The 25,177-nt window shown below is 66.1% G+C and carries 26 protein-coding genes; 10 read left to right on the top strand and 16 right to left on the bottom strand.

Annotated features, from left to right (window positions below):
* Nucleotides 1-39 precede the first annotated feature (39 nt).
* Genes mdcH through BLV45_RS25365 form a run of 8 tightly spaced genes read right to left on the bottom strand, consistent with a single transcriptional unit; the run spans nucleotide 40 to nucleotide 7,100 of the window.
* A complete protein-coding gene (mdcH, locus tag BLV45_RS25400) occupies nucleotides 40-978 on the bottom strand; it encodes a malonate decarboxylase subunit epsilon (protein WP_090537833.1) in 939 nt (312 codons plus the stop codon).
* Nucleotides 978-1,688, bottom strand: coding sequence for a malonate decarboxylase holo-ACP synthase (locus BLV45_RS25395; RefSeq protein WP_090537864.1), 711 nt, complete (start codon nucleotides 1,686-1,688; stop codon nucleotides 978-980). The genes mdcH and BLV45_RS25395 overlap by 1 nt, the downstream gene beginning before the upstream one ends.
* Entirely contained in the window at nucleotides 1,688-2,500 is an 813-nt protein-coding gene (gene mdcE, locus BLV45_RS25390) for a biotin-independent malonate decarboxylase subunit gamma (protein ID WP_090537831.1), read from the bottom strand. Before mdcE ends, BLV45_RS25395 begins: the two co-directional genes overlap by 1 nt.
* Nucleotides 2,497-3,378 (bottom strand): biotin-independent malonate decarboxylase subunit beta, encoded by an 882-nt coding sequence (locus tag BLV45_RS25385; RefSeq protein WP_090537829.1) that lies wholly within the window; start codon nucleotides 3,376-3,378, stop codon nucleotides 2,497-2,499. Before BLV45_RS25385 ends, mdcE begins: the two co-directional genes overlap by 4 nt.
* Nucleotides 3,375-3,680, bottom strand: a complete 306-nt coding sequence (locus tag BLV45_RS25380) for a malonate decarboxylase subunit delta (RefSeq protein WP_090537827.1) — start codon at nucleotides 3,678-3,680, stop codon at nucleotides 3,375-3,377. The genes BLV45_RS25385 and BLV45_RS25380 overlap by 4 nt, the downstream gene beginning before the upstream one ends.
* Nucleotides 3,668-4,612 (bottom strand): triphosphoribosyl-dephospho-CoA synthase, encoded by a 945-nt coding sequence (locus BLV45_RS25375; protein WP_090537826.1) that lies wholly within the window; start codon nucleotides 4,610-4,612, stop codon nucleotides 3,668-3,670. Before BLV45_RS25375 ends, BLV45_RS25380 begins: the two co-directional genes overlap by 13 nt.
* 4 nt (nucleotides 4,613-4,616) lie before the next feature.
* Nucleotides 4,617-6,308, bottom strand: coding sequence for a malonate decarboxylase subunit alpha (mdcA, locus tag BLV45_RS25370; protein ID WP_090537824.1), 1,692 nt, complete (start codon nucleotides 6,306-6,308; stop codon nucleotides 4,617-4,619).
* 21 nt (nucleotides 6,309-6,329) lie between these two features.
* Nucleotides 6,330-7,100 (bottom strand): GntR family transcriptional regulator, encoded by a 771-nt coding sequence (locus BLV45_RS25365; RefSeq protein ID WP_090537822.1) that lies wholly within the window; start codon nucleotides 7,098-7,100, stop codon nucleotides 6,330-6,332.
* Between the two features lie 249 nt (nucleotides 7,101-7,349).
* Here BLV45_RS25365 and BLV45_RS25360 point away from each other — a divergent pair, with 249 nt between their 5' ends.
* The 3 genes from BLV45_RS25360 to BLV45_RS25350 all read left to right on the top strand — a co-directional run bounded on the left by BLV45_RS25360 (nucleotide 7,350) and on the right by BLV45_RS25350 (nucleotide 9,499).
* Nucleotides 7,350-8,648 (top strand): MFS transporter, encoded by a 1,299-nt coding sequence (locus BLV45_RS25360; RefSeq protein WP_176954249.1) that lies wholly within the window; start codon nucleotides 7,350-7,352, stop codon nucleotides 8,646-8,648.
* A 298-nt stretch (nucleotides 8,649-8,946) separates the two neighbouring features.
* Entirely contained in the window at nucleotides 8,947-9,240 is a 294-nt protein-coding gene (locus tag BLV45_RS25355; RefSeq protein WP_090537818.1) for a type II toxin-antitoxin system Phd/YefM family antitoxin, read from the top strand.
* Nucleotides 9,197-9,499 carry a Txe/YoeB family addiction module toxin gene (locus tag BLV45_RS25350; RefSeq protein ID WP_090537815.1) on the top strand — a complete coding sequence of 101 codons (303 nt, stop codon included), beginning with the start codon at nucleotides 9,197-9,199 and terminating at the stop codon, nucleotides 9,497-9,499. Before BLV45_RS25355 ends, BLV45_RS25350 begins: the two co-directional genes overlap by 44 nt.
* A 68-nt stretch (nucleotides 9,500-9,567) precedes the next feature.
* On the opposite strand, the gene BLV45_RS25345 is transcribed toward BLV45_RS25350, so the two are convergent.
* Nucleotides 9,568-10,500, bottom strand: a complete 933-nt coding sequence (locus tag BLV45_RS25345) for a DMT family transporter (RefSeq protein WP_090537814.1) — start codon at nucleotides 10,498-10,500, stop codon at nucleotides 9,568-9,570.
* Between the two features lie 105 nt (nucleotides 10,501-10,605).
* Here BLV45_RS25345 and BLV45_RS25340 point away from each other — a divergent pair, with 105 nt between their 5' ends.
* Nucleotides 10,606-11,478, top strand: a complete 873-nt coding sequence (locus BLV45_RS25340) for a LysR substrate-binding domain-containing protein (protein ID WP_090537812.1) — start codon at nucleotides 10,606-10,608, stop codon at nucleotides 11,476-11,478.
* On the opposite strand, the gene BLV45_RS25335 is transcribed toward BLV45_RS25340, so the two are convergent.
* The 7 genes from BLV45_RS25335 to BLV45_RS25305 form a co-directional block, all read right to left on the bottom strand.
* Entirely contained in the window at nucleotides 11,463-12,554 is a 1,092-nt protein-coding gene (locus BLV45_RS25335; RefSeq protein WP_090537810.1) for an ABC transporter ATP-binding protein, read from the bottom strand. The genes BLV45_RS25340 and BLV45_RS25335 overlap by 16 nt on opposite strands.
* A gap of 80 nt (nucleotides 12,555-12,634) precedes the next feature.
* Nucleotides 12,635-14,308 (bottom strand): ABC transporter permease, encoded by a 1,674-nt coding sequence (locus tag BLV45_RS25330; RefSeq protein ID WP_090537808.1) that lies wholly within the window; start codon nucleotides 14,306-14,308, stop codon nucleotides 12,635-12,637.
* A gap of 10 nt (nucleotides 14,309-14,318) precedes the next feature.
* Nucleotides 14,319-15,341: an iron ABC transporter substrate-binding protein gene (locus BLV45_RS25325; protein WP_090537806.1), complete on the bottom strand. Its 1,023-nt coding sequence runs from the start codon at nucleotides 15,339-15,341 to the stop codon at nucleotides 14,319-14,321.
* 85 nt (nucleotides 15,342-15,426) lie between these two features.
* The gene (gene efeB / locus BLV45_RS25320) at nucleotides 15,427-16,725 is read right to left on the bottom strand and encodes an iron uptake transporter deferrochelatase/peroxidase subunit (protein WP_090537805.1); all 1,299 of its coding nucleotides are present in this window, start codon (nucleotides 16,723-16,725) and stop codon (nucleotides 15,427-15,429) included.
* Nucleotides 16,726-16,730: 5 nt separating this feature from the next.
* Nucleotides 16,731-17,882 (bottom strand): NHL repeat-containing protein, encoded by a 1,152-nt coding sequence (locus BLV45_RS25315; RefSeq protein WP_407671057.1) that lies wholly within the window; start codon nucleotides 17,880-17,882, stop codon nucleotides 16,731-16,733.
* 79 nt (nucleotides 17,883-17,961) lie between these two features.
* Nucleotides 17,962-19,404: a carbohydrate porin gene (locus tag BLV45_RS25310; RefSeq protein ID WP_245753550.1), complete on the bottom strand. Its 1,443-nt coding sequence runs from the start codon at nucleotides 19,402-19,404 to the stop codon at nucleotides 17,962-17,964.
* Between the two features lie 302 nt (nucleotides 19,405-19,706).
* Nucleotides 19,707-19,955 (bottom strand): hypothetical protein, encoded by a 249-nt coding sequence (locus tag BLV45_RS25305; RefSeq protein WP_090537799.1) that lies wholly within the window; start codon nucleotides 19,953-19,955, stop codon nucleotides 19,707-19,709.
* A gap of 32 nt (nucleotides 19,956-19,987) precedes the next feature.
* Between BLV45_RS25305 and BLV45_RS25300 the strand changes: the two genes are divergently transcribed.
* From BLV45_RS25300 to BLV45_RS25275, 6 genes are all read left to right on the top strand, one after another.
* Nucleotides 19,988-20,833, top strand: a complete 846-nt coding sequence (locus tag BLV45_RS25300) for an arylamine N-acetyltransferase family protein (RefSeq protein ID WP_090537797.1) — start codon at nucleotides 19,988-19,990, stop codon at nucleotides 20,831-20,833.
* Nucleotides 20,830-21,507, top strand: a complete 678-nt coding sequence (locus BLV45_RS25295) for a methyltransferase family protein (protein WP_090537795.1) — start codon at nucleotides 20,830-20,832, stop codon at nucleotides 21,505-21,507. The genes BLV45_RS25300 and BLV45_RS25295 overlap by 4 nt, the downstream gene beginning before the upstream one ends.
* A 330-nt stretch (nucleotides 21,508-21,837) precedes the next feature.
* On the top strand, nucleotides 21,838-22,698 hold the full coding sequence (locus tag BLV45_RS25290) for a transporter substrate-binding domain-containing protein (protein ID WP_090537793.1): 861 nt from the start codon (nucleotides 21,838-21,840) through the stop codon (nucleotides 22,696-22,698).
* Nucleotides 22,699-22,851: 153 nt separating this feature from the next.
* Nucleotides 22,852-23,574: an ABC transporter permease gene (locus tag BLV45_RS25285; RefSeq protein ID WP_090537791.1), complete on the top strand. Its 723-nt coding sequence runs from the start codon at nucleotides 22,852-22,854 to the stop codon at nucleotides 23,572-23,574.
* A 16-nt stretch (nucleotides 23,575-23,590) separates the two neighbouring features.
* Nucleotides 23,591-24,343 (top strand): ABC transporter permease, encoded by a 753-nt coding sequence (locus BLV45_RS25280; protein WP_090537789.1) that lies wholly within the window; start codon nucleotides 23,591-23,593, stop codon nucleotides 24,341-24,343.
* 39 nt (nucleotides 24,344-24,382) lie between these two features.
* Nucleotides 24,383-25,174 (top strand): ABC transporter ATP-binding protein, encoded by a 792-nt coding sequence (locus tag BLV45_RS25275; RefSeq protein WP_090537787.1) that lies wholly within the window; start codon nucleotides 24,383-24,385, stop codon nucleotides 25,172-25,174.
* Nucleotides 25,175-25,177: the final 3 nt, after the last annotated feature.

Genomic DNA, 25,177 nt, shown 5'->3' with positions numbered 1-25,177 from the left:
TGAGTTGCCGTTGCCGGCGGTTTTGACGAACCCGGGCACTCAGCGCCCGGCTGCCTCGATACGACGGCGCAACGTCGCGCCGAGCCGGTCGAACGCGATGGTGTTCGCCGCGAGCGCGGAGACGTCCGGAAAGGCTTCCCGTGTGATGTCGGTCAACACCTGCCCTGGCGACGCTTCGAGCACGACACGCGTACCCATTTCGATCATGACCGTCAGCGCGTCGAACCAGCGCACGGTGTAGCGCATGTTGGTCGCGAGATCGTCGCGAATCGCGTCGGCGGTGTGCAGCGGGCGGCCGCCGCGATTGCCCACGTACGTACTGATGGGCGCGCTAAACGGAATTTCTTTCGCGAAGTCGAGCAGCGCGTCGCTTGCGTGCGCGAGCAGTTCACAGTGCGAAGGCACGCTGACCGCGAGCCGGGTCGCCCTGCGCGCGCCCGCGTGAAGCGCGCGTTCGATGAACATATCGAGTGCCGCGTCGGCGCCCGCCATCACGATCTGGCGCGGCGCGTTGACGTTGCCGATATACACCTGTGTGCCGCTTTCGCGTGCGTGACCGGCGGCGAGCTTCTCCAGCTCGTGTTCGGTCAACCCGCTGACCGCGGTCAGGCCGTAACCCGACGGATACGCGGTTTCCATCAGCTCGGCGCGCCTGCGCACCATGCGAAGCGCGTCGTCGAACGCGAGCGCGCCGCAGCTCACCGCTGCCGCATACGCACCGACGGAAAGCCCGGCGCTCACGTCCGGCGTCAGATGTTCCGCAGCGAGCGTACGCACGGTCGCGACGCCCGCGACGACCATCCCGATCTGTACGGCCACAGTCGAGCGAAGCGCTTCGGCCGTGTCGAGTGTCAGCACATCGAGGTTCAGCACATGTGACGCTTCGTCGAATGTCGGTTTGGCTGGCGCATAGGCGGCGAGGCGGCGCAGATAACCTTCCTGCTGCGCGCCCTGGCCGGGGAAGACAAACGCGAGCATCACGCGGGCTCCATCCTGACGGACCACGCATCGGCAACGAGACGCGGGCCGTGCGCGTGACGCGCCATCACGCGTGCACGGCCCGCGGCAAGCTCGGCGAGCGCGATGCCGCCCGCGGGTGTTTCGAGTTGCGCGTCGATGCGAACGCCTGTGTGTCCGGCATGCGCGTGCAGTTCCGCCAGCAACGCGAGTGCGGCGTCATGTGACAGGCGCTCCGGCGCGCGTATCAGCAGATCGAGATCGCTCGATGACGTCACGGTGGGTACCTGCGTCGCAAGCTCGAAGCCCGCGCTGCCGGCCGGTCCCCAGGCGAGCCCGTTGAGGATGACCGCGTCGCGCCGCAATGCCGCGAGCGCGGCGAAGGCGGGTAGCGTATGACGGTCCGGCGCGGGCGTAACGTCAACGAGATCTTCAGGCGAGAACACGGCTTCGACGTCCGCATCGTGAGCCCACGCGCTGTGGCGCTCGGCCCGGCTCTTTCCCCGGATGCCGATCGCGATGAAACCCGCCGCGACCTGCGCGCGCCGCACGACGCCAAACGGCGCGCGCGAGAACGCATCGCGCACCCACGCAGGTTCGCCGTCGAAGTGATGCAGGCCGCGCAGTTTCAGTAGATCGTGTGCGCGCCGCTGCACCCCGCACGAATGCGCGGCTCGCGTCGATTCATCGAAGGCGAGGTCTACCACCGGCGGCGCGATGCAGCTCCGCATCACGCATCCCACTGTTCGGCGAGGCGGCGGCGCACTTCGATCGAAGCCGCACGCGTTGCTTTCGCGTTGCCGGACTGGAGCCGGTGAGACAGATCGCGCGATCCCTCACGTGCCGCTCGCGCCGAATCCGCCAGCACCTGACGCACGCGTTCGATCTGCGCCTCGCTGGGCGCATCGGCATCGATGCCTTCGATCAACTCGTCGAGCAGCCCCAGCTTCGCGAACGACGCCATCGAATACGACATCGGCACGATCTTTTCGCCGAGCGCGTCGAGTGCCTCGACGGTGCGTCGCGTGACGCGCGCGGCGGCGTCCTTGCCCATCGCGTGAACCATCGTGCCGGGCGCGTCGAGTGCGACGATGCGACTCGCCTGATAACCGTGCGCGAGAAACGCGCCGGACATCGCCGGCCCGACGATCAGCGCCACCACCGGGTGACCGGCGTCGCGTGCGCACGCGTACGCATCGACGGCCGCCGCGCAGGCGAGGTGGATGCCGAGCATCTCCTCACGATAGCCGTATGCCTGGCTCTTCACGTCGACGATCGCGACGATCGGCCGGCGCTGCGCGGCGTGCGCATCGGCCGCGATCGTCTCGCGCACCGCGCGGGCGAGCAGCCATCCCTGTTCGAGACCGACGACGTTGTCAGTCGCGCGCGGGAAACGGTTCCGTGCATCCGGCACGACCGCGATGAAGCGCGCGGTTTCACCGCCGAGCGCGGCATCGGCGCTCCACACGGGCGCCACCGTCAACGTTTCACCGGCCAGCGCTTGAAACCATCGCGCGCCGCGCGTCATTGTCGTGTCGTTCATGCGTCCCCCTTGCTGCCGGCGGTTGAATGGAAAACCGCACGCATCGATTCAGGCGAGACCGTCGCCGGATCGATTTCACCGAGCCGGGCGAGATACGCCGCGACGTCCTCGCTGCGATGCGTAGCCGGCACGCCGCGCGCAAACGCCTGCCGCACGGCGTCGTACACAGCGTCGGTGTCGTCCGGGACCAGCATGTCGGCGAGGCCGGTCGCCGCGCGCTGTTCGCCGCCGATCAGTTGCCAGATGCGACGCCGGTCGCTCGCGTCGAGTTCGTCGATGCCGGCTTCCTGTTCGATGACCTCGGGGCCGTTCATGCCGAGCCGTCCCTGTTTCGTCACCACGAGATACGAGCACAGCGCCGCTGCCAGCGACATCCCGCCAAAGCAGCCGACCATGCCCGCAATCACGCCGACCACCGGTACGTGGCGCCGCAACGCGACGATCGCCGCCTGGATCTCGGCGATCACCGCGAGGCCGAGATTCGCTTCCTGCAGCCGCACGCCGCCGGTTTCGAACAGCACGACGGGCCGCACGATCCTGCCGCGCTCGCAGTCGCGCAACGCCAGTTCGAGCGCGCCGGCGATCTTGCTGCCCGACACCTCGCCGATGCTGCCGCCCTGGAACGCCGATTCGATCGCGGCCACGACGGCGGGTTTGCCGTCGATCGTGCCGCGCGCGATCACCGCGCCGTCGTCGGCCTGGCAGACGATGCCCTGCATCGGCAGCCACGGCGATTCGATGCGGTCGAACGGGCCGAGCAGTTCGCGGAACGTACCGGCGTCGAGCACGGCGCGCGCACGTGTGCGCGCGGACAGCTCGATGAAGCTGTCGTGCAGCAGCGCGGGAGCCGCCATAACATCCGTGTCGGTTGTGCTCATGCGGCGTCTCCCGGGCCGGCTTCCTCGACGGCCTCGGCGAGGCGCAGCGCGACCACGCCCGGCGTCGCGCCGAAGTCGTTGATCTCGATCCGCGCCGCGCCGTCATAGCGCGAGAAAAAGCGGTCGAGCACGTGTTTCCAGATGTGGCTGTAGCCGTCGACGCTCGTGCGCACGACCACCTGCGCCGTCATCGCATCCGCAGGCGAGAGCAGCACCTCCAGATCGCCGGAGCCGACGACGCCCACGTGCGCGCGTGTCGTGACGGCGCGTCGCGCCGGATAGTCGAAAGTCAGATGTTCCATGGTGCAGCACTCCCGCTGGGGTTTCTGCTGGCGTTGCGTTGAATGAGCGTGTCGATGAAAAGAGTGGCGGCGAGCAGGTCGGCCGAGCCGCCAGGCGACGCGTTGAGCGCCATCAGTTCGCGTTCGAGCGTAGCGAGCGCCGCGCGGCCTTGCGTGGTGGCGCTGCCGCCGCAGGCGAGCACGCGCAGCGCGCCCTGCCTGCCCGCGGTGAGCCCGGGCAAGCCGGCGCGATGCAGCAGACACGTGTCGTCGAGCGACGCCATGATCGCGAGCAGCGTGTCGATGCGCACGGCGTCTTCCGGGATGCCGCTGGCGCGCGCGCGATCGAGCGCGGGCAGGCCGACGTCGACGACATGCGGAAAGCCGTCCTGCGCCTCGCGCCGCGCACCGCCGACGTGATAGCGCCGGCGCACGCGTTCGCCGTTGCTGTCGCTCGCAGGCGCGGCGAAGCGGTCTGGAAAGCAGGCAATCTGCGCGGCGGTCGCACAGATCGTTGCTTGTGTCGTACCCATTGCCGCTGCGGCCACCAGCAGCCCGAGAATCCAGATGGCGCCGCGATGCGCGTTACTGCCGTCGGTGGCCTGCATCATCGCGATTTCGCCCGCGCGGCCGATCTGCGCCAGTTCGGCGCGCAGCGTCGCGGACGGCGCACGTCCGCGCGAAACGCGTGCGAGGGCGGCGAACGTCGGTTCGAGCGCTTCGGCCGAGCGGATCATCTTCGCGAGATCGAGGTCGCGGTGCGCGCCGCTTCCGCGCCGGTCGACGAGCGCGGGCTTCGGCGTGAGCTGCGCTTCGTCGATCAGCGCGGCAACGGCGAACGCAGCGAGTTGGGTGTCGAAAAGCGGTCGCGCGGCCACGGCGAGATCGTCGTGGATCGCGCGATGAATAGACACTCGCGCGGGGACGAGGGCAGCATGACTGGAAGCGCCCATCGCGTCACCAGCTTCTGAAGCGTGCCGGGGGCGCGTACAGGCCGCCCGACCACGTGACGAGATCGTCGATGCTGCGCGCGGCCAGCAGCGAGCGCTTGGCTTCGCCACGCCGGATGCCGAGATCTTCCGGATACGCGACGATGCCGCGCCGGCGCAGCTCGGCGGTCTTTTCGGGTTTCGCGCGCAGGCCGACCGGCGTCACGCCGGCCACCGCGGCGAGCGCCGCGCGCCGTTCGTCGACGCCTTCGGCCTTGTGCAGATGCGCGATGCCTTCCTCGGTGACGACATGGCTCACGTCGTCGCCGTAGATCATCACGGGCGCGACCGGCATGCGGCTGTTCCGGCCGACCGCGATGGCGTCGAGCTCATCGACGAAGGTCGGCTCGCCGCCTTTCTTGTACGTCTCCGCAAGCTGCACGACCAGCTTGTGGCCGCGCGAAACCGGCCCCTGATCCTTCAGCAGCTTGAGCCACGCCTCGCTCGAATGACGCCTGCCGCGCGGATCGTGGCCCATGTTCGGCGCACCGCCGAAGCCCGCAAGCCGGCCACGGGTCACGGTCGACGAATTCGCGTCGCCGTCGAGCTGCAGCGTCGAGCCGATGAAAAGATCGACGCCATATTGCCCGGCCAGCTGGCACAGCACGCGGTTCGAGCGCAGGGTGCCGTCGCTGCCCGTGAAAAACACGTCGGGACGCGCCTCGATATACCGCTCCATGCCGACTTCGCTGCCGAAACAATGCACGCTTTCGACCCAGCCCGACTCGATCGCGGGGATCAGCGTGGGATGCGGATTGAGCGTCCAGTTGCGGCAGATGTGGCCTTTCAGCCCGAGCGACTCGCCATACGTGGGCAGCAGCAGTTCGATCGCGGCGGTATCGAAACCGATGCCGTGATTCAGCGACGTAATCCCATACGGCTCGTAGATGCCGCGAATCACCATCATCGCGGTCAGCACCTGCAGATCGCCGATATGGCGCGGATCGCGCGTGAAAAGCGGCTCGACGGCGAACGGCCGGTCGGCCTCCACGACGACGTCCACCCACGAGCCCGGAATATCGACGCGCGGCAGTTCATCGACGATCTCGTTCACCTGCACGATCACGATGCCGTGCCGGAACGCGGCGGCTTCGGCGATGGTGGGCGTGTCTTCGGTATTCGGCCCGGTGTACAGGTTGCCGTGCCGGTCGGCCTTTTCCGCGCACAGCAGCGCCACCTGCGGCGTCAGGTCGACGAACATCCGCGCATACAGTTCGACGTACGTATAGATCGCACCGATCTCTAATTGCCCGTCTTCGAGCAGTTGCGCGACGCGCAGGCTCTGCGGCCCGGCAAACGAGAAATCGACCTTGTGGGCGATGCCCCGTTCGAACAGCGTCAGCTGCTCGGGCCGGCTGATCGTCGAAATCAGCAGATGCACGTCGTGGACTTTCTTCGGATCGACCTTCGCGAGCGAGCGCGACAGGAAATCTGCCTGCTTCTGGTTGTCGCCTTCGAGCGCGACGCGGTCGCCCGGACAGATCAGCGTTTCCAGTGCATCGACGATGCGCGCCGCAGGCAGGATGCCGTCCTTCAGCCACGGCGCGACGGCGGCAAGGCGCCGGTTCTTTTCGTCGCGACGGGTGGTCCAGGAACGCGCGGCGGACGCGGCGGGAGGTGACGAGGATGAAGCGGTTGGCGTGGGGGCTTGCAGGTTCATCGACGGTTCTCAACTCCCGGTTCAGGTCGGCTTGCGGGACGCGCGCGGCCGGCGGGTTTTCGGTTGCGCGGCGTTGGCCTCGGCCTGGACGCGCTCGGTGATGAAGCGAAAAAGCAGTTCGCCCGTGCCAAGCAGATGGCGCACGACGAGCGCCTGCGCGGCGGCAATGTCATGCCGGCGCACGGCGTCGAGCAGGGCGACGTGTTCCTGGTCGGATTCGCCCTTGTAGCTCGGCAAACCCAGTTTGAGCCGCAGATACCGTTCACCGCGTCGGTGCAGCGTAGCCATCAGCTCTTCGAGCTGCGGCCGGCCGGCCGGCGCGTAAAGGCTCATGTGGAACGCGCGGTTGCGGGCCGCGTAAAGCGCGGAATCGGGTTCCTGTTCGGCGATCTTGCAGAGCCTTTCGCATTCGTTCAGCGTTGCCGCCGTGTGACGCGGAATGGCGAGCCCGATCGCGAGACTTTCGAGCGCCGAGCGGATTTCGTAGATTTCCCGCGCCTCGGCCGCCGAGAGCGGCGCGACCGTCGCACCCTTGTGTATCTCGACTCTCGCCCAGCCTTCGCTTTCCAGTTGCCGCAGCGCCTCGCGCACGGGGATCGCGCTCACCGAGAAATGCCGGGCGATCGCGTCCTGCCGCAGCGGCGCGCCCGGCGCCAGCGTGCCTTCGACGATCGCCGAGCGCAGCGCGTCCGCGATGACACGGGACGTGCTGGCCCGCGGCACCGCGGCCTCTGGAAGCAGAGAGCCCGCGGTGCCGTCGTGTAAGGGAAAACCACTCGTTGCTTCGCTCATAAGATCAAATATTATATATGAAATGATGTGTTCTCCAGCAGGAGAAACCCGGGTCTCCACCTCGTCTTACGTCCCGTTTCACCGGCTTCCCGCTGCACCGGCCACGCGCCGCGCAACGGCATCGTCGATGAATTCAGGGTCGGCTGCCACCCGTGGATCATAGCGGCAAGACTGCCGGTTTTTGTCTGGCAGACACGCTGCACGGTCGTTCAGAAGCACGTATTCCAACCGTATTACCGGAGGAGCATGATGAATTCACTGACGGACCGCGCGGCTGGCGCGCGGCATCGCACACCGCTCAACCGCTCGCAGATCGCGGGTTTCTGGGGCGCGTGGGCAGGCTGGACACTCGACGGGATGGACTCGTTCATCTACGCGCTTGTCCTCACGCCCGCGCTCACCGAACTGCTGCCGAATTCCGGGTATGCCGCGACGCCGGCTAACGTCGGTCTCGCGGGCTCGATTCTGTTTGCGCTGTTTCTCGTCGGCTGGGGGCTGTCGTTTATCTGGGGGCCGCTCGCCGACCGCTTCGGCCGCACCAAGGTGCTGGCCGGCACGATCTTCACGTTCGCGATTTTCACGGGGCTCTCAGCGACCGCGCACAACGTGTGGGAACTCGGCATCTACCGCTTCATTGCCGGTGTCGGGATCGGCGGCGAATGGGCGCTGGCCGGTACCTACGTTGCCGAAGCGTGGCCGGAAGACCGTCGCAAGATGGGCGCGGGCTATCTTCAGACCGGTTATTACGCGGGCTTCTTTCTGGCCGCCGCGCTGAACTACACGGTCGGCGTGCATTACGGCTGGCGCGCGATGTTCCTGACGGGCGCGGTGCCGGTCGTGTGCGCGATCCTGATCCTGCTGCGCGTGAAAGAGCCGGAGAAATGGTCGAAGACCGAAGCGCAGGCCACGCGCACCAAACCGCTGCGCGAGATTCTCGGGCCGGCTTACCGCCGCCGCACGTGGGTGGCATGCGCGCTCCTGACCATTGCGATCATCGGGCTGTGGGCGGGCGCGGTGTACGAGCCATCGGCGGTGATCCAGCTCGCGACGCGGGCCGGCATGGCAAAACCCGAGGCGATCAAGATGGCGTCGATCGCGACCGGGCTGCTTTCGATCGCGACGATCATCGGCTGTCTCGCGTTGCCGCCGCTTGCCGAGCGCATCGGACGCAAGAAGACGCTCGCGATCTATTTCGCCGGCATGGCGGTGTCGATCGTGGGCGCGTTCGGCTGGGCGTTCTATCTGCCGAACGGCCTCGCGCCGTTCATCGCGTGGCTGGTCGTGCTGGGTTTCTTCGGCGGCAATTTCGCGCTCTTCAGCCTGTGGCTGCCGGAGCAGTTCGAAACCCGCGTGCGCGCGACGGCGTTCGCGTTCTGCACGTCGTTCGGACGGTTCGTGGGCGCGGGCGTGAACTTCCTGCTCGGCGCCGCCGTGCTGAACATGCACACGCTCGGCGTGCCGGTCGCGATCACGGCGGTTGTCTTCGTGATCGGCCTGTTCATCATTCCGTTCGCGCCGGAGACCAAAGGCGAAGTCCTGCCGCAATGACCGGACGGCGGCGCGGGCGTGATACGCCGCGCCGCACGTTTGCGATGCCTGATTAACTAGCCAACCGGCCGACTGTCAGTCGACGCCGCCAGATGTCATGATTTGCCTCAAGGTTGCAGGCAGACGCGGCACTGGCGGCGGATTGTTTTGTTGTACGGCGTTCTGTACAATGGTTCATCCGATGGATAGCTGTCTTGTCCAACATGTTTTCCCGCCAGGGAGGCCCGTGAAAGCAGCGCTGCCAACCCAATCTGACAGGAGCGACCGGAGCGAAACCACTCAGGTCGGAAACCCGAAAATGAACGTTCTAACTTATAGCGAGGCGCGTGCCGGCTTCAAGCAGGCAATGGATGACGTGTGCCGCGACCATACGCCGATGATGATCACGCGGCAAAGCGGCGAGCATGTCGTGATGGTGTCGCTCGATGATTTCAATGCGATGCAGGAAACCCTGTATCTGTTGAGCTCTCCGAAAAACGCCGAACGGCTTGCGCGTTCCATTGCCCAGGTGAAGGCCGGCAAGGCGGTTCGACGCAACCTGCTGACACATGAGCAATCAGAAGAGCCGCAACAAAGAGGCCGCAAGGGCTGATGCCGCGTTCGCCTTCACGGACGAAGCGTGGGAAGACTATCTGCACTGGCAGCAGACGGACCACAAGGTTCTGCGCAACATCAACGTACTGCTCGAGGAGTGCCGGCGCGATCCGTTCAGGGGAACCGGCAAGCCGGAGCCGCTGGTGGGCAATCTGACCGGCTTCTGGTCGAGGCGCATCACGCGGGCCGACCGTCTCGTGTATCTGCCGGAAGACGGTTTGATCTACGTGCTCGCCTGCCGTTTCCACTACGAATGAGCGAGTGAGCGTGGCGGCGCGGTGACGAAACCGCGCCGAACGTGCCGGACGCGCGATCGTCTCGCGGCTCAACTGGAACGGGAACGGGTCCGCATGCCGGGCAGCACGACCGAAAGCAGCGGCCAGCCGAGATTCACGCCGAGGCTCGCGGCGACGATCAACGCCATGCCGGCGAGTTGCAGCGGCGAGAGCGCGCGGCCGTAGACGAGTGCGTCGACGGCAATGGCCGTGAGCGGATAGACGAACAGCAGCACGGCGATGACGGGCGTCGCCAGCTTCGGCAACGCGCCGTAGATCAGCACGTAGGAAAGGCCGGTGTGGAGCACGCCCATGCCGACAACCCAGAACCACTGCTGCGGCGAAAGGTGTACCGACCCGAGCGGTGCGACGAACGCGGCAATCACAGGCAGACAGACCACGCCCACGAGGCATTGCGCGAGCGTCAACAGATGCGGGCGCATATCGCCGAGGCTCTTCGCGATCAGCGTGACGCTCGCGTACAGCACCGAGCCGGCGAGCGCTTCGCCGATCCCGATCAGATAGCTCGCATGCCCCTGCACGTTCCCGCTCGCGATCACGCCCGAAGCGAGAACGAGCCCGACGAACGCGCTGGCGATCCAGCCGAGGCGGTCGATGCCGAGCCGCTCGTTGAAGAGCGCCGCGCCGATCAGCACGACCCAGAACGGCTGCACGTGAAAGACGACCGTCGCGACGGCGATGCTCGTGCGATGAATCGCATCGAAGAAGCCGACCCACTGCGTGACCATCAGCACGCCCGATATGACGGCGAGCGTCACCGTGCGTCGGGTGAAAAAGCGGCGCGCGAAGAAGCCCTTCCACGCGCAGTATGCGAAGAGCGCGAGAAAGCCGAACAGGCAGCGGAAAAACACCAGCGTGAGCGCGCCGAGCCGCGCCTCTTCGACAAAGATCCCGATGGTGCCCATCAGCAGTCCGCCGGCGGCCAGTGTGACGGCTCCCTGCTGGCGTTCGGTGATGTTCATGAAACACGGCTCCCTGACAGACGTTGACGAACGGAGTATCGATGACTTGCCGTGTACTCACAAACGAATTAAATTGAGAAATTCCATAAGCCAAATTGATAAATCATGCACCCCGAATTCGATGTCGATCTGTTGCGCACGTTCGTCGCGGTGGTGGAGGCGGGCAGTTTCACGAAGGCGTCGGTGGTGGTACACCGGTCGCAGGCGGCCGTCAGCATGCAGATCAAGCGGCTGGAGCACATGCTCGGCACGACGCTCTTCATGCGCGACACGCGCAATCTCGCGCTGACGCGTCCGGGCAACACGCTGCTCGAATACGCGCGGCGGATGCTCGATCTGCATGAGGAAGCGTGGTCGGCAATCGCACGGCCGGATGTCAGCGGGCGCGTCGTGCTCGGGGCGCCGGATGATTACGTGTCGTCGCTGCTTTCGCCGGTGTTGCGGCGCTTTTCGAACCTGTATCCGCGCGTGGAGATCGAGATCGTCTGCGCGCAGAGCACGGCGCTCGCGCCGATGCTGGCCGACAACAAGATCGATCTCGCGTTCGTCACGCGGGACCGCAGGCTGCGCGGCGATCTCGTGCGCCGGGAGGAAATGGTGTGGGTCGGCGCGCCCGACGACACCTCGGTGCTCGCGACCTCGCCGCTACCGGTCGGGCTATACGAGCATGGTTGCGTGGCGCGGGCGCATACGCTCGCGGCGCTCAACGGCGCGGGCATCAAGTACCGCGCCGCGTATAGCAGCGCGAGCCTGCTGGGGCTCGTGGCAACCGTCGATGCGGGGCTCGCCGTCGTGGCGCTCGCGCGTTGCAGCGTGCCGTCGCGGCTGTCGATTTACGGCGAGGCGCAGGGGCTGCCGTTCATCGAGCCGCTGGAGATCGTCGTTGCCCGCAGCGCGAAATCCGACCGCCCGACGTGCGACTATCTCGCCGCGCAGATGATGCAGGATCTGTCGGTGCGCACTCAGGCGCGCGTATAGCCCGTCACTTCGCCATCGACGGCGAGCCGTACGTGCTCGCCTGGCTGCGGGCTGCGATAACCCGGCACGCGGGCGCGAATCGCGGTGCTGTTTGCGTTCGTGTTCGCGTTTGCATGCGCGGCGCCATCGTCCAGCAGCTGCAATACGACGCTTGCGTCCTGTCCGTTGAACGTCACTTCGCGCACGACCGCGCCGAACGTCGGCACGCCGTCGCGAGCCAGGTCGTGTGCGTGCAGCACGTGAATCTGTTCGGGACGCACCATGACGTCGATTGGACCGTCCGCGACGGGTGCCGACAGCTTCAGTTCGCCGAGCGCGCACTGGGCGACGTCGCCTGACGCAACGCCTGGCAGCAGCACCGCTTCGCCGACGAACGAAGCGAGTTCGCGCGAGACAGGTCGCCGGTAAAGCGTCTCCGGCGTCGCGGTCTGGATCAGCTTGCCGTTCCACAACACGGCGACTTCGTGCCCGAGCGAAAGCGCTTCAGACTGATCATGCGTGACGAGCACCGCGGTCGCACCCGCGGCGGCGAGCGCATCCGCCACCGCCTGGCGCGTTTCGAGCCGCAGCGCGGCATCGAGCGACGAGAACGGCTCGTCGAGCATCACGAGCGTCGGCGAGGGCGCGAGCGCGCGGGCCAGTGCGACACGCTGCTGCTGCCCGCCGGACAGTTGCTGTGGCGCGCGGTTCGCATAATCGGGCGCGAGGCCCACGAGTTCCAGCAGTTCCGCGACGCGATGCTGTGCGCGACGCTGTCCGCGCGGCAGGCCGAACACGATGTTGTCGGCAACCGAAAGATGGGGAAAGAGCGCGCCTTCCTGCGGCACATAGCCGATACGCCGCAGCTCGGAAGGCAAGTGCAGGTTGTCGCCCGCGACCCGGCGGCCGTCGATTTCGATCGTGCCGCTATCGGCGCGCTCGAAGCCGCACAGCACGCGCAGGAGCGTGGTCTTGCCGCTGCCGGACGGGCCCAGCAGTGCCAGCAGCGTGCCGCGCTCGACTGAAAGATCGACGCCGTGCAGCACGGTGTGACCGTCGAAGGACTTGTGCAGCCCGCTGATACGAAGATTGCTCATGTGAACCGGATAGAAAAGGCGGGGCGTCGGGGCGTTGGTGACGCGTGCGTGTGCGCAATTATGCGTCGATTCCGTGTCCGTCAGCGATCTGCGGCGCGGCTTTGGCGCGAGACTGACGGTGACGCGGGCTGTGAGTCAGCCGACTGCAAAGCAGGATTGTGATCGCGCCCGAGCAGCGCCGAGCGGCCGAGCAGCGCGAACAGCAGGCCGGAGGCGCACAGCGAAATGGCCGTCAACAGCGCGGCGTAAGGCGCGGCGGCGGCGAACGCGAGCGTCGACGTATCGGACCACACCTGCGTCGCGAGCGTGTGCGTGCCGATCGGCGAGAGCAGCAGCGTCGCGTTGAGTTCGGTGACGACCGAAATGAAAACCATCGAAGCCGCCGCGCCGAGGCCTGGACCCGCCAGCGGCAGCAGCACGCGAAGGAACGTCTGTGTCCAGTTCAGACCGAGCGCGCGGGCGGTTTCCTCGAGGCGCGGCTGCGCCTGCGCGAGCGCGGCGCGCACGCTGACGAGCGCGAGCGGCATGAAGAGGATCGCGTAGGCGATCACGAGCAGCGTCGCGCCCTGATACAGCGGCTGCAGCGCATGCACGGCGAGCGAGACGATCGCGAGCGCGATCACGAGCCCGGGCACGCCCTGCGCGAGAAACACCGTGCGCTCGAAGACGGTCGCGAGCCGCCCGGGAAAACGCACGAGCAGAAACGCGAGCGGAACGACGAGCACGGTCGTGACGATCGCGGCGGCAAGCCCAAAACCGACCGACGACATCGTCGCGTTGAACAGCAGTTCTGGCGACACGTCGGCCGGCGTGACCGCCGCGGCGCCGTTCTGGGTGAGCCAGAAGCCGATCATGCCAAGCGGCACGCCGAGCGTGACGATCGCGAGCGCGGCGAAGCCGCCGCTCACGATCCAGCGCCACTTGCCGAGCTCATAGCGCAGCGCGGCGCGGCGCGCGCCGCGGTCGACGCGCTCATAGCGCGCACCGCCGCGCACGCGAAATTCGAACGCGAGGCACACGAGACACAGCGCGATCAGCAGGCACGCCATCACCGAGGCACCGCTGCTGTCGAAGCTCGTGCGGAACTGCGCGTAGATCTGCGTCGTGAACGTGCGAAAGCGCAGCAGCTGGAACGCGCCGAACTCGGACAGCACGCCGAGCGCGACGAGCAGCATGCCGCCGAGGAGAGCGGGGCGCAGTTGCGGCAGCACGACACGCGTGAAGGTGGCGTAGCGTCCGCAGCCGAGCGCGCGTGCGCTTTCCTCGAGCGCCGGGTCCATGCCGCGCAGCGAGGCGGCCACCGGCAGATACACAAGCGGAAAATACGCGGACGTGATCACGAGCAGCGCGCCCGCGAAGTCCTGCAGATCGAGGCTCAGCGACATCCACGCGTAACTCGTGATGAACGGCGGCATCGCGAGCGGCGCGGCGGCGAGCACGGCCCACACGCGACGCCCCGGCACATGCGTGCGTTCGACGAACCACGCGACGGCCGTACCGATCATGCTGCACGCAAGCGTCGCGCTGACGGTGATCATCAGCGTATTCACAAACAGTTCGCCGACGAGCGGCCTGAACACGAGTTCGATCGTGTCGTCGAAACCGAACGTCGTCGCGCGATAAAACGTAAACGCGAGCGGCAGCAGCACCAGCAATGCGCTGAGTGCGGCTGCCGCCAGCAGACCGCGCGGCGCGCGTTTCGTGGCGCGCGCCGGTGCGGGAGCCGCCGTGGCGGCAATGACTATTTCGCTCATCGAAGGCGCGTTACAGCAGGCCCGCCTGACGCAGCAGCTTGCCGGCCTGGCTGTCGTCGCCGAGCTGTTCGAGTGTGAGCGCCGGCGGCGTCAGTTCAGCGAGCGGCTTGAGGATCGGGTCGGCCGCGACGCCCGCGTGCAGCGGATATTCGTAGCTGACGCGGCTCTTCGCCATCAGGCTCTGTGCGCGTTCGCCGACCAGGTACTTCAGGAACTGCTGTGCGCCATCCGGGTTGTGCGCGGTTTTCAGCACGGCCGCGCCCGACACGTTCACGAGTGCGCCCACGTCGCCGTTGCCGTAGTGATAGATCGCGCTGCGCGTGGCCTTGTCGCCGAGTTCGGTATGCAGGCGCGCCCAGTAGTAGTTGTTGATGATGCCGGTGGCGACGCCGCCCCGGTTGACGGCGGCGACCACGCCTTCGTCGTCATCGAAAATCTGCGCGTTCTTTTTCAGGCCCTTGAGCCATTGCAGCGTCTCTTGCTGACCCTTCAGCGCGAGCACGGCGCTCACGAGCGGCAGGAAGTCACCGTCGCTCGGTGCGATGCCGACGCGGCCTTTCCATTCGGGCTTCGTCAGATCGAACAGCGAGGGCGGCAGTTGCGACGGCTGCACCTTCGTCGTGTTGTACGCGAGCACGCTTTCACGCGCCGTCACGCCGACCCACTGGCCCGCCGGCGAGTTGAAACGCGCGGGGATCGTCGCGAGCGTCGTGGGGTCGACCTTCGCGAGCATGCCCTTTTCCTCGAGCAGCATCAGCTCGGGCGAGTTTTCCGTGAAGTACACGTCAGCCGGCGTAGCGGAACCTTCCGCGACGAGCTGTGCCGCGAGCGCCGGACCTTCGCCGCTGCGGATCTTCACCGAAATGCCCGATTCCTTTTCGAAATCCTTCGCGAGCATGTTGACGACCTGCTCGTGCTGCGCGCTGTACAGCACGATCGAAGCAGCGTGCGCGGCAGGCGCCGTCAGCGTCAGCGACAGGGCCGCGGCGATGCAGGACGCGCCAAGGCGCGCGCGAAACCAGGATTGAGCCATGATTCTTAAATCCCCTTGATGTGTTGATTCAATGCGTGCTGCGTGCAATGTGTGGTGTGCGCGGCGCACATGCGGCCCGCGCGGCTTACGCTTCGAACAGCCTCGCGCCGATGTACGAACCCTGTCGCGCGCCCGGCGGGCAGGCGAATATCGCGCTGCCGACGTGCGTCGTGAACTGGTTCATCATGTCGAACTTCGCAAGCTTTTCGTTGATCGGGATGAAGCCGGTGCGCGGGTCGCCCTGGTGCGCGATGAAGATCAGGCCGGCGTCGTACTCCGTTTCCTGGCGCCATGGCGGCCAGCGCTCGATGTAGAAATTCGTGCCGTCGTTATACGAATACGAGCGGCGCAGAATCTGCGCGCCGTTGTTCGACGCCTCGTTCGACAGCCGCACGTGCGCGTTCTGCGCGATGACCGGATTGCCGTCCTTGTCCGCGGCTTTCAGGTCGAGCGCGTCGAACTCGTGTTTCATGCCGATCGGCGCGCCGCTGTACTTGTGCCGGCCGAACACTTCTTCCTGGAAGCCGAGTTCCATCTGGTCCCAGTGTTCGAGCGTGATGCGGATACGGCGCACGACCGTGTACGTGCCGCCCTGCATCCACGGCGCGTCGGCGGCGTTGGCCCAGACGAACTGGTTCATCAGCGGCGGCTTCGCCGTCGAAGGATTGTTCGTGCCGTCCTTGAAACCCATCAGGTTGCGTGGCGTCTGCCCGCGCGGACCGGACAGGAAACCCGCCTGGCCCCAGCGCATCGCGATCGCGCCGTAGCCCATGCGCGCGAGTTGCCGCACCGCGTGGAACGCGACCTGCGGATCGTTCGCGCACGCCTGGATGTAGAGGTCGCCGCCGGTCTTCTGCGCGACCAACTGGTCGCCGTTAAAGCGCGGCAGGTCGACGAGCGCGGCCGGCCGGCGATTCGCGATGCCGTAGCGGTCGCGGCCTTCCTGCGTGAAAAGACCGGGGCCGAAACCGAACGTGATCGTGAGACCCTGCGGACCGAGGCCGAGGATATCCGCCGAATCGGGCGCGGGTTTGTCGTCGGGCGTGTCGAGCGGGGCGGCGGTCGCGCCCTGCGTCATGCGCGCGGCGGCATCGGTCCATGCGCGCAGGAGGCCGGTCACGTCGTCGCGTTTGTCCGTCGTGAGATCGAACGCCGCGACATACGTGTGGCTTTGCTGCGGCGTGACGATGCCGCCCTGATGCGCGCCGAAGAACGGCTCGACGGCGTGCTGCGGATCGTCCGCATGCGTCTTGCCGGGCGCGGCCTGGGCCGCCTGCGCGACGCCCGCCGTGCCAAGCCCGGCGCCCGCCGCCACCGCGGCGCCGCCTGCCTTCAGAAACCCGCGTCGCGACGGGCGCGATGGGGATGTTGGGTCGTTTGCCATGATGCTTACTTCGCGAGCACGAGCGTGTTCACGTCATCCTGTACGTAGTAGAAGCCATCGCCTTGCGGCGTCATTGCAATGCCGAACAGGTCGCCATTGCCCGGCGGCGATTGCGCCTTGTCCGTGTCGATCCAGCGCGCGTATAACTGCTTGCCTTCGACCGGATCGATTTCGACGACCTGGCCGTTGAGCGCGTTCGTCACGAGCAGGTGGCCGTTGGGCGCCGTCACCATCGCGAGCGGGCGGTGCAGCAGGCCGTCGGCGCTCACCTGGCGGCCGACGCCCGCGCTCGTGTCGCGTGTCATCGGTTCGTCGATTTCCGTCACGCGGTTGCCGATCGCATCGGACACATACAGCTGCGACTGGTCTTTCGACAGCGCGAGACCCGTCGGTCCGACGAGGAACACGCCCTTGTCGGCCTGCGCGCCAAAGCCGCTGCCGACGACCGTTTCCTTCTTCACGACCGGCGGCTTGCCTTGAGGAACGTCGAGGTCGAGCCGCAGCACCGTGGCCTGCTTGAACACGGGCGGCGTGCCATCGGCGCCACCGACGCCGAAGCCCGCGTTGCTCACGAAGAGCGTCGCGCTCGTGCCGTTGTCGACGACGGCCATGTTGCCCCACGGGTCGTTGATGTTCGGGCTCACGATCGTCGATGCCACCTTGCCCTGCGCATCGAGCACGATCAGGCAGCCGGCGCCCTTCGTGCCGGTGGTGCCGTCATTGCTCGGCGTGCTGCCGACGATCACCCAGCCGGACTTCAGCATCGTCATCGCGGTCGACAGGCCGATGCCGCCCGGGCATTCCTTCAGGTCGCGCGGCACGGTGGCGAACGTCGACATCTGTTTCGTGTCGGGGTGGTAGTCGACGATCGTGCTGCCGGTACCCTGCAGGTTCGTCGCGTTGTTGAAGTTGCCGACCAGCACATCGCCCTGTTTGACCGTGCCCGCGGAAACGGGCGCGACGACAATCGCGTACGGGTTCTGGTCGCCGTTGTCGGGCACCGTGTTGATGAGCGTCTCGTGATGCTTCAGCGTCTCGAGAAAGCCCTTCGGTTCTGCCTGCGCCGCGCCCGCGGCGAACAGTGCGGCGAGGGTCAGCGCGGCGGTGAGCGTGGCGCCTGCCATGCGGCGTGCTGCCTGGCGCGTGGGACCGGTCATGCATGTCTGCGTGCCGCTCGCGCAAAACGTGGATTCCGTCATGATCGAATGCGTAGGGTCCGGTTGAGTAAGGTAAGCGTTAGAACGTGATGTTGGTTCGCACGCCGATCACAAACGTATTGCGCAGTGCCTGGGTCGGGTCGTTCGGGTTCTGACCAGCGCCTGCGTTGAACGTGTACTGCGCGTCGGCCTGCAACTGCCACCACGGCGTGACCTGATACTGATAGGTTGCCTCCAGCACGGTTTCGCTGTTGCGGATCGGGTACGGGCCGCCGCTGAACGCGAGGTTGTCGCGGTCGAAATCGCGGGCGTGGCTGCCGACCTTGATGTACGTCAGCGCGATGCCGGCGGAGTCGTTGTCGCGGCCGGCGAACGGCGCCTTCAGCACGAGGCCGAGGTTGGCGCTGGCGCTGATCAGGTTGCGGTCGCCCGGCGCGCCCATCACGCGCATGAACACGCCGAGGCTGCGCGGTCCGTCCGGATCGGGGCGCCAGACCATCTGGTCGGCGACGGCGTAGAAGCTGTAGTCGCCGTGATGCGACTGCGGCGTGCCCGTCGAGAGCGCCGTGTTCGCGAGCGGCACGCCCGTGTTGTCGAAGCGCTGGTCGTCGAAGCGGCCGCTGTTGTACCAGACGCCGACCTTGTACGTGCCGGGCAAACCGTTCTGGCCCGCGCCGACCATTTCGCCGTCGGCCGGCTGGTTGATCGCGTACTGCAGCTCGCCGATGAAGAGCGTGCCGTTATGCAGGTTGAAGTTCGTGCCGCTGAGGTTGCCCGGATTGTTGCCGAGCGGATCGCCGTCGAACACGCCGGCCAGCGCCGTCAGCGAAGGCGTGATCTGTCCGCGCACGCGCACGCCGAGATCCGCGAGCGGATACGCCGGGCCACCCGACGGCATGTCATACGAAGGCACACCCGGCCAGCCGAACATCGTGTTCACGAAGAGCGCCGAATACTGGCTGGTCATGAACTCCTGGTCGATACTTTGCTGACCGACCTTGATGTCGACACGCTTGTTGAGCAGCGACTGCTGGTACCACAACTCCCACAGACGGGTCGTGGCATCCGCTTCGATACCGCTCGCCGTGTTCAGCGTGCCGAGCTTGTCGGTGCTCAGATTGCGGCCGTGAATCTGCAGCGCGCTGGCATTGAACGTACCGCCTGGCAGACCGAACGCCTTTTGCGTATCGACCTGGACGGTGGCCGTGGTCAGGCCGTCGTAATCGCCGCCGCGCGCGAGGCCGCCGCGCAGGTTCGCGAGATATTCACTGGTTTCGGTGAGGCCGAACGTCACGCCGTATTTGCCGAGCCACGGACGGATGCCGCCGATGTCGCCCAGCAGCGTTTGGCGTGTCCACACACCGGTCCACTGACCTGCCGGCTCTGCCTTGATATTCAGGTCGGCTTCGGGTGCTTCGGGTGTGGCATCCGGACTAGCGGCTGCGTAAGCCGCGCTGCCGGTCAGGCTCGCCAGTGCGAACGCTGTATAGAACGCCGCACGGCGAAGGGGCGGGAGGCGCATCGCGCGAATACGCGATGGGGCTTGTACACGCGCACGCGCTGCACGAGCGGGTCGGGTGGACCGGGCGAGCTTCATCGAAATCCTTGTTTGTTGGTATGTGCGCAACGATTTTCGAGGCAGGAGATGCAATGGCCGGAAATCAGGTCGCAGCAGCGCTCGACGACATGACGCACTGCGGATGCTTCGAATCGTACGCACCCAGCATAGTACAGTCAACACAAATGAGAATGATTCGCATATAGATTACTTTTATATATACAAAAGATTGACGAACTCCAATGAAATTCATTTCAAAGTAATGTTTAAGAAAGATTAACGTAATTAATCGGAAAGAAACGGCCGGTTTCATTGGAAGGGAAGACTCGATAACGGCGCATCAAATCGCCGATATTCGCGCGACGCAATGGAGTGAGCGTGAGAACGCATTGCACGCTCGCCTGCGAAACGGCACGCGGCGCGTACGGAAAACCGGCCAGCGCGCGCCGCCGCGCGGCGTTAAGATCGCTTGCGCAGCGCGACCGTTCGAGTCTGCCCGCGCTGCTTTCTCCCATTCTGATTCCGGTGCGACCCGGCAGGAGACCCGATGCCCCCTTCACTCGACCTCGACCGCTATTTCGCGCGGATCGGCTACGCCGGCCCGCGAACGCCGACGCTCGATGTCCTGAGCGACGTGCAGCGTCTGCACGCACAGGCGATTCCATTCGAAAACCTCGATCCGCTGACGGGCCGCCGGGTCTCGCTCGAACTGGACGACGTGGTCGACAAGCTGGTCGCGCGCCGCCGCGGGGGGTACTGCTTCGAGCAGAACCGGCTGTTCGCGCACGCGCTGATGCAACTCGGTTTTGCCGTGACGCCGCTGATCGCGCGCGTGTTATGGGGCCGCGATCCGGACATCGTGCCGGCGCGCACGCACATGCTGATGCGCGTCGATCTCGACGGCGAGCCGTGGATAGCCGATGCCGGTTTCGGCGCGGCGACGCTGACCTCACCGCTGCGCCTGATCGCGGGCAAAGTGCAGCAGACCACGCTCGAACCGTTCCGGCTCGCGAACGCCCCGCACGGCGCGTTCGACCTCGAAGTGCAAACGGGCGACACCTGGGCGAAGGTGTATCGCTTCGATCTGAACCGCGTCGAGTGGATCGATTACGAAGTCGGCAACTGGTACACGTCGACGTACCCCACGTCGCTCTTCATGACGGATCTCGTGGTGACGCGCGTGGTGCCCGAAGGCCGCGCGAATCTCCTCGACGATCGCCTGACCCTGCGCACGAAAGCGGGCCACGTGACCGAACGGTGGCTGGGCGATGCGAGTGAACTCGCCGACGTGCTGCGCGGCCTCTTCGGCATCGACACCGGCGACATCGATGTCGCGGCCGTGTTCGAGCGCGTGAAAGGGCGCGCGGCGCGCACGCAGGGGGGGAAGCGATGATCACGCGGCTCGTCGTCCAGACCGTGCTGTGGCTCGCGGGCATGGCCGTGCTGCTGTTCGTCGCGGCCGGCACATGGGCGTGGGCGGCGGGGTGGTTTTACCTGGTTGAGATGGGGGCGCTCGGGTTGTGGATCGGCCTGCGGCTCGCGCGGGAAGATCCGGGTCTCCTCGAAGAACGTCTCAAGCCGCTCGTGCAGCGCGACCAGAGCAGCTGGGACAAGCTTTTCATGGCCGCCGTCGCGCTCGTGTGGTGCGCGTGGCTCGTGCTGATGGCGCTCGACGCGCGCCGCTGGCAGTGGTCGTTCATGCCGTCGTGGCTGCACGTTGCCGGCGCGGTCGCGATGTTTCTGTGCGTCTGGATGACAGGGTACGTGTTCCGTGCGAACAGCTTCGCCGCGCCCGTCGTCAAGGTGCAGGCCGGACGCGGACATCGCGTCTGCGACACCGGCCCGTATGCGTGGGTGCGCCACCCGATGTATGCGGCGGCGATCCTGTTTTTCGTCGGCTCGCCGCTGTTGCTCGGCTCCTGGTGGGGGCTCGCGTGCGTGCCGGTGCTCGTGGCAGGCATTGGATGGCGCGCCGTGATGGAGGAGCGCACGCTCGCCACGCAGTTGCCGGGCTATGTGGACTACGCCGCGCGCGTCAGATACCGGCTGGTGCCGGGCATCTGGTGAGCCCCTGGCAACGCGCCCACGTCGACCGTGAACGGCGAGACGCACTCGACGGTGCGGCAGCCTGACGCATTGGCGAGTGTGTCTGCACCAACCTGTCTAGACAAAATGCCCCATCGTGGCGCGGATATCCTCACGATCCACCGGCAGATTTCTTCCCGAAAGTGCCCCTGAAAGCCTTTATATATAGGGCTTACCCGAACATCCAGCGATTTTTCGACAAATTTTCTTGCGACTGCTTTTTGTCTCGTGCAGACTTGTCTATACAAATTCGCCGGGCGGGTAATCGCTTGTCAGGTGAGCCGGTGGTTCCTCAATCCATGGAGATTCGACGTGAAGGTCAAGCGCACTACGTTGGCAAAGACATTGGTTGGCGCAGTTCTCTGCACTGCGGCAGTCATCGCGGCACCCGTGCAGGCGAAGGAATGGAAGTCCGTCACGGTCGCACTCGAAGGCGGTTACGCGCCGTGGAACCTGACGCTGCCAGGCGGCAAGCTGGGTGGCTTCGAACCGGAGCTGGTCGCGAACCTGTGTACCCGCATCAAGATTCAATGCAACCTCGTGGCCCAGGACTGGGACGGCATGATTCCCGGCCTGCAGGCTGGCAAGTTCGACGTGCTGATGGACGCGATCTCGATCACGCCCGAGCGCGAAAAGATCATCGCGTTCTCGAAGCCGTACGCCGCCACGCCCGCCACGTTCGCCGTGACCGATCCGAAGGTGCTGCCGAAGGCCTCGCCCACGGCTGCGCCCGTCAAGCTGACGGGCGACCCGAAAACCGACCAGCCGACCGTCGACGCACTGCGCAAGCTGCTGAAGGGCCGGACGATCGGTATCCAGTCGGGCACCGTCTACACGAAGTTCATCAACGACAGCTTCAAGGACATCGCGACGATCCGCGTCTACAAGACCTCGCCGGAACGCGATCTGGATCTGGTCGCGGGCCGCATCGACGCGTCGTTTGACGACGTGACGTACTACGCCGCGAACAACGACAAGAAAGAGAACGCGTCGATCATGCTGGCTGGACCGAAGATCGGCGGCCCGATCTGGGGCCCGGGCGAAGGCCTCGCGTTCCGCAAGCAGGACGCCGACCTGAGAGCGAAGTTCGACACGGCGATCAGCGCCGCGCTGGCGGACGGCACGGTGAAAAAGCTTGCTGACAAGTGGTTCAAGACCGACGTCACGCCCTGAGTGGCCAGCCGGCATGACCGCGCCGCGCCGCATGGGTCACGGCGGGCGGCGCCCGGATGCGGTATCGCTGTAACGGTTCGCCCGGCAGGCGTGGCAGGCGTGGCATGCGGCGCGAACCACGGGTTCATCGATGTACTGGTTGAGGAGTAGCGAATGGCTCTGATCGGGATGCTCGGCTTCGGGCCGGAGGGCTGGGGCGGCGTGGTGCTGCTCGCGGCGTTGATGACAGTCGCGCTGACGCTCGCCGCGCTTGCCGTGGGCGCCGTGTTCGGCGGGCTCGTCGCCGCGGCGAAACTGTCGCGCCATCGCACGTTGCGCGTGATCGGCGATTTCTACACGACGGTGTTTCGCGGCGTGCCCGAACTCCTCGTCATCTATCTGTTTTACTTCGGCGGTTCGACGCTCGTCACCACGGTCGGCCAATGGTTCGGCGCGGAAGGCTTCGTTGGCGTGCCGCCGTTCGTCATCGGCGCACTGGCCGTCGGCATGATTTCCGGTGCGTATCAGGCGGAGGTCTACCGCTCGGCGGTGCTGGCGGTGTCGAAGGGCGAACTCGAGGCGGCCCGCGCCACCGGCATGCCGACGCTGCTGGTCGCGCGCCGCATCCTGATTCCGCAGGTGCTGCGCTTCGCGTTGCCGGGCATCGGCAACGTATGGCAGCTGAGCCTCAAGGACTCGGCGCTGATTTCCGTCACGGGGCTCGCCGAACTGCTGCGCGTGAGCCAGATCGCAGCGGGATCGACCCATCAGTACTTCACGTTCTTCGTCGTGGGCGGCGCGCTGTATCTGCTGATGACGGGCATCTCGAACCGCGTCTTCAACCGTGCGGAAGCGCGGGTCGGCCGGTCGTTCAAGCGCAACTTCGCGCGCAACTGACAGGAACGCCGCCATCATGCATTTCGACTTCGATTTTCTTTTCGACACGCTGCGCCAGCTGCTCGGCGCCGTTCCGGTCACGCTCGGCCTGTTCTTTTCGTCGCTCATCCTGGGCGGACTGCTTTCGCTCGTGATCGTGACGATGCGCGTGTCGCCGCACTGGCTGCCGAACCGCTTCGCGCGCGCCTATATCCTGGTGTTTCGCGGCTCGCCGCTACTGATCCAGATGTTCCTCGTGTACTACGGGCTCGGCCAGTTCGGCGTGATCCGCGAGAGCTTCATGTGGCCGCTGCTGCGTGAGCCGTACATGTGCGCCGTGCTGTCGCTCGCGCTGTGTACCGCGGGTTATACGGCGGAGATCATTCGCGGCGGCCTGATAGCGGTGCCGATCGGACAGATCGAGGCGGGCTATTCGATCGGCCTCTCGGGTTTCGCGCTGCTGCGCCGCGTGATCGGCCCGATCGCGCTGCGTCAGTGCCTGCCCGCGTATTCGACCGAAGCCGTGCTGCTCGTCAAGTCGACCGCGCTGGCGAGTCTCGTCACCGTGTGGGAAGTGACGGGCGTCGCGCAGCAGATCATCCAGCAGACCTATCGCACGACCGAAGTGTTCATCTGTGCAGCGCTGATCTATCTGTTCCTTAACTTCGTCGTCGTGCGGCTGCTCGGCCTGCTTGAACGCCACCTGTCGCACCATCTGCGCGAGGCGCCGGCCGCAGCCGCGCCGCGCCCGGTTTCCGCCACCAGCGAAGCCCGCCGTGCCGCACCCTGAAGTGCCGCACCCTGAACGGCAGTCATTCTGGAGAATCACATGAACGCTACGGCACCCGTTGCATTGTCGGTCAAGAACATACACAAGTCGTTTGGCGAGCATCACGTGCTGAAGGGCATCTCGCTCGATGCGCACGAAGGCGACGTGATCTCGATCCTCGGCGCGAGCGGTTCGGGCAAGAGCACGTTCCTGCGCTGCCTGAACCTGCTCGAAACACCGGACGACGGTTCGGTGTCGCTCGCCGGCGAAGAACTGGAAATGAAGCGTCGCGGCGACGGCAGACTGCAGCCGCGCGACCGGCGTCAGGTGGACCGGATCCGTTCGCAGCTCGGCATGGTGTTCCAGAACTTCAACCTCTGGTCGCACATGACGGTACTCGAGAATCTGATCGAAGGCCCGATGCGCGTCCTGAAGCGCACGCGCGCCGAATCGATCGAAGAGGCCGAGGCGCTGCTGGCGAAGGTGGGCCTCGCGGAAAAGCGCGCCCACTATCCGGCGCATCTGTCGGGCGGCCAGCAGCAGCGCGTCGCGATCGCACGCGCGCTTGCCATGCATCCGAAGGTCATGCTGTTCGACGAGCCGACTTCGGCGCTCGATCCGGAGCTGGTCGGCGAAGTGCTGCGCGTGATGCGTGCGCTCGCTGAAGAGGGCCGCACGATGCTGGTGGTCACGCACGAAATGGGTTTTGCGCGGCACGTGTCGAATCGCGTGATGTTCCTGCATCAGGGGCAGGTGGAAGCCGACGGCACGCCGGACGAAGTTTTCGGCGAACTCAAATCCGAGCGCTTCAAGCAGTTCGTTTCGAGCCACCACCACCGTACCGCAAACTGAGCA

The organism is Paraburkholderia sartisoli, assembly GCF_900107685.1.
In the GTDB taxonomy this organism is placed as follows: domain Bacteria; phylum Pseudomonadota; class Gammaproteobacteria; order Burkholderiales; family Burkholderiaceae; genus Paraburkholderia; species Paraburkholderia sartisoli.
This window is presented reverse-complemented; position numbering and strand designations above follow the sequence as displayed.

Excerpts from the sequence above, each read along its gene's own strand:
- BLV45_RS25375 (WP_090537826.1), bottom strand. The coding sequence starts at position 4,612 with ATGGGCGCTTCCAGTCATGCTGCCCTCGTCCCCGCGCGAGTGTCTATT.
- BLV45_RS25310 (WP_245753550.1), bottom strand. The coding sequence starts at position 19,404 with ATGCGCCTCCCGCCCCTTCGCCGTGCGGCGTTCTATACAGCGTTCGCA.
- BLV45_RS25285 (WP_090537791.1), top strand. The coding sequence starts at position 22,852 with ATGGCTCTGATCGGGATGCTCGGCTTCGGGCCGGAGGGCTGGGGCGGC.
- BLV45_RS25325 (WP_090537806.1), bottom strand. The coding sequence starts at position 15,341 with ATGGCTCAATCCTGGTTTCGCGCGCGCCTTGGCGCGTCCTGCATCGCC.
- BLV45_RS25300 (WP_090537797.1), top strand. The coding sequence starts at position 19,988 with ATGCCCCCTTCACTCGACCTCGACCGCTATTTCGCGCGGATCGGCTAC.
- BLV45_RS25280 (WP_090537789.1), top strand. The coding sequence starts at position 23,591 with ATGCATTTCGACTTCGATTTTCTTTTCGACACGCTGCGCCAGCTGCTC.
- BLV45_RS25315 (WP_407671057.1), bottom strand. The coding sequence starts at position 17,882 with ATGACCGGTCCCACGCGCCAGGCAGCACGCCGCATGGCAGGCGCCACG.
- BLV45_RS25335 (WP_090537810.1), bottom strand. The coding sequence starts at position 12,554 with ATGAGCAATCTTCGTATCAGCGGGCTGCACAAGTCCTTCGACGGTCAC.
- mdcA (WP_090537824.1), bottom strand. The coding sequence starts at position 6,308 with ATGAACCTGCAAGCCCCCACGCCAACCGCTTCATCCTCGTCACCTCCC.
- BLV45_RS25385 (WP_090537829.1), bottom strand. The coding sequence starts at position 3,378 with ATGAGCACAACCGACACGGATGTTATGGCGGCTCCCGCGCTGCTGCAC.
- BLV45_RS25355 (WP_090537818.1), top strand. The coding sequence starts at position 8,947 with ATGAACGTTCTAACTTATAGCGAGGCGCGTGCCGGCTTCAAGCAGGCA.
- BLV45_RS25395 (WP_090537864.1), bottom strand. The coding sequence starts at position 1,688 with ATGCGGAGCTGCATCGCGCCGCCGGTGGTAGACCTCGCCTTCGATGAA.
- BLV45_RS25345 (WP_090537814.1), bottom strand. The coding sequence starts at position 10,500 with ATGAACATCACCGAACGCCAGCAGGGAGCCGTCACACTGGCCGCCGGC.
- BLV45_RS25305 (WP_090537799.1), bottom strand. The coding sequence starts at position 19,955 with ATGGGAGAAAGCAGCGCGGGCAGACTCGAACGGTCGCGCTGCGCAAGC.
- BLV45_RS25295 (WP_090537795.1), top strand. The coding sequence starts at position 20,830 with ATGATCACGCGGCTCGTCGTCCAGACCGTGCTGTGGCTCGCGGGCATG.
- mdcH (WP_090537833.1), bottom strand. The coding sequence starts at position 978 with ATGCTCGCGTTTGTCTTCCCCGGCCAGGGCGCGCAGCAGGAAGGTTAT.
- BLV45_RS25350 (WP_090537815.1), top strand. The coding sequence starts at position 9,197 with ATGAGCAATCAGAAGAGCCGCAACAAAGAGGCCGCAAGGGCTGATGCC.
- BLV45_RS25340 (WP_090537812.1), top strand. The coding sequence starts at position 10,606 with ATGCACCCCGAATTCGATGTCGATCTGTTGCGCACGTTCGTCGCGGTG.
- efeB (WP_090537805.1), bottom strand. The coding sequence starts at position 16,725 with ATGGCAAACGACCCAACATCCCCATCGCGCCCGTCGCGACGCGGGTTT.
- BLV45_RS25330 (WP_090537808.1), bottom strand. The coding sequence starts at position 14,308 with ATGAGCGAAATAGTCATTGCCGCCACGGCGGCTCCCGCACCGGCGCGC.
- BLV45_RS25380 (WP_090537827.1), bottom strand. The coding sequence starts at position 3,680 with ATGGAACATCTGACTTTCGACTATCCGGCGCGACGCGCCGTCACGACA.
- BLV45_RS25275 (WP_090537787.1), top strand. The coding sequence starts at position 24,383 with ATGAACGCTACGGCACCCGTTGCATTGTCGGTCAAGAACATACACAAG.
- BLV45_RS25365 (WP_090537822.1), bottom strand. The coding sequence starts at position 7,100 with ATGAGCGAAGCAACGAGTGGTTTTCCCTTACACGACGGCACCGCGGGC.
- mdcE (WP_090537831.1), bottom strand. The coding sequence starts at position 2,500 with ATGAACGACACGACAATGACGCGCGGCGCGCGATGGTTTCAAGCGCTG.
- BLV45_RS25360 (WP_176954249.1), top strand. The coding sequence starts at position 7,350 with ATGAATTCACTGACGGACCGCGCGGCTGGCGCGCGGCATCGCACACCG.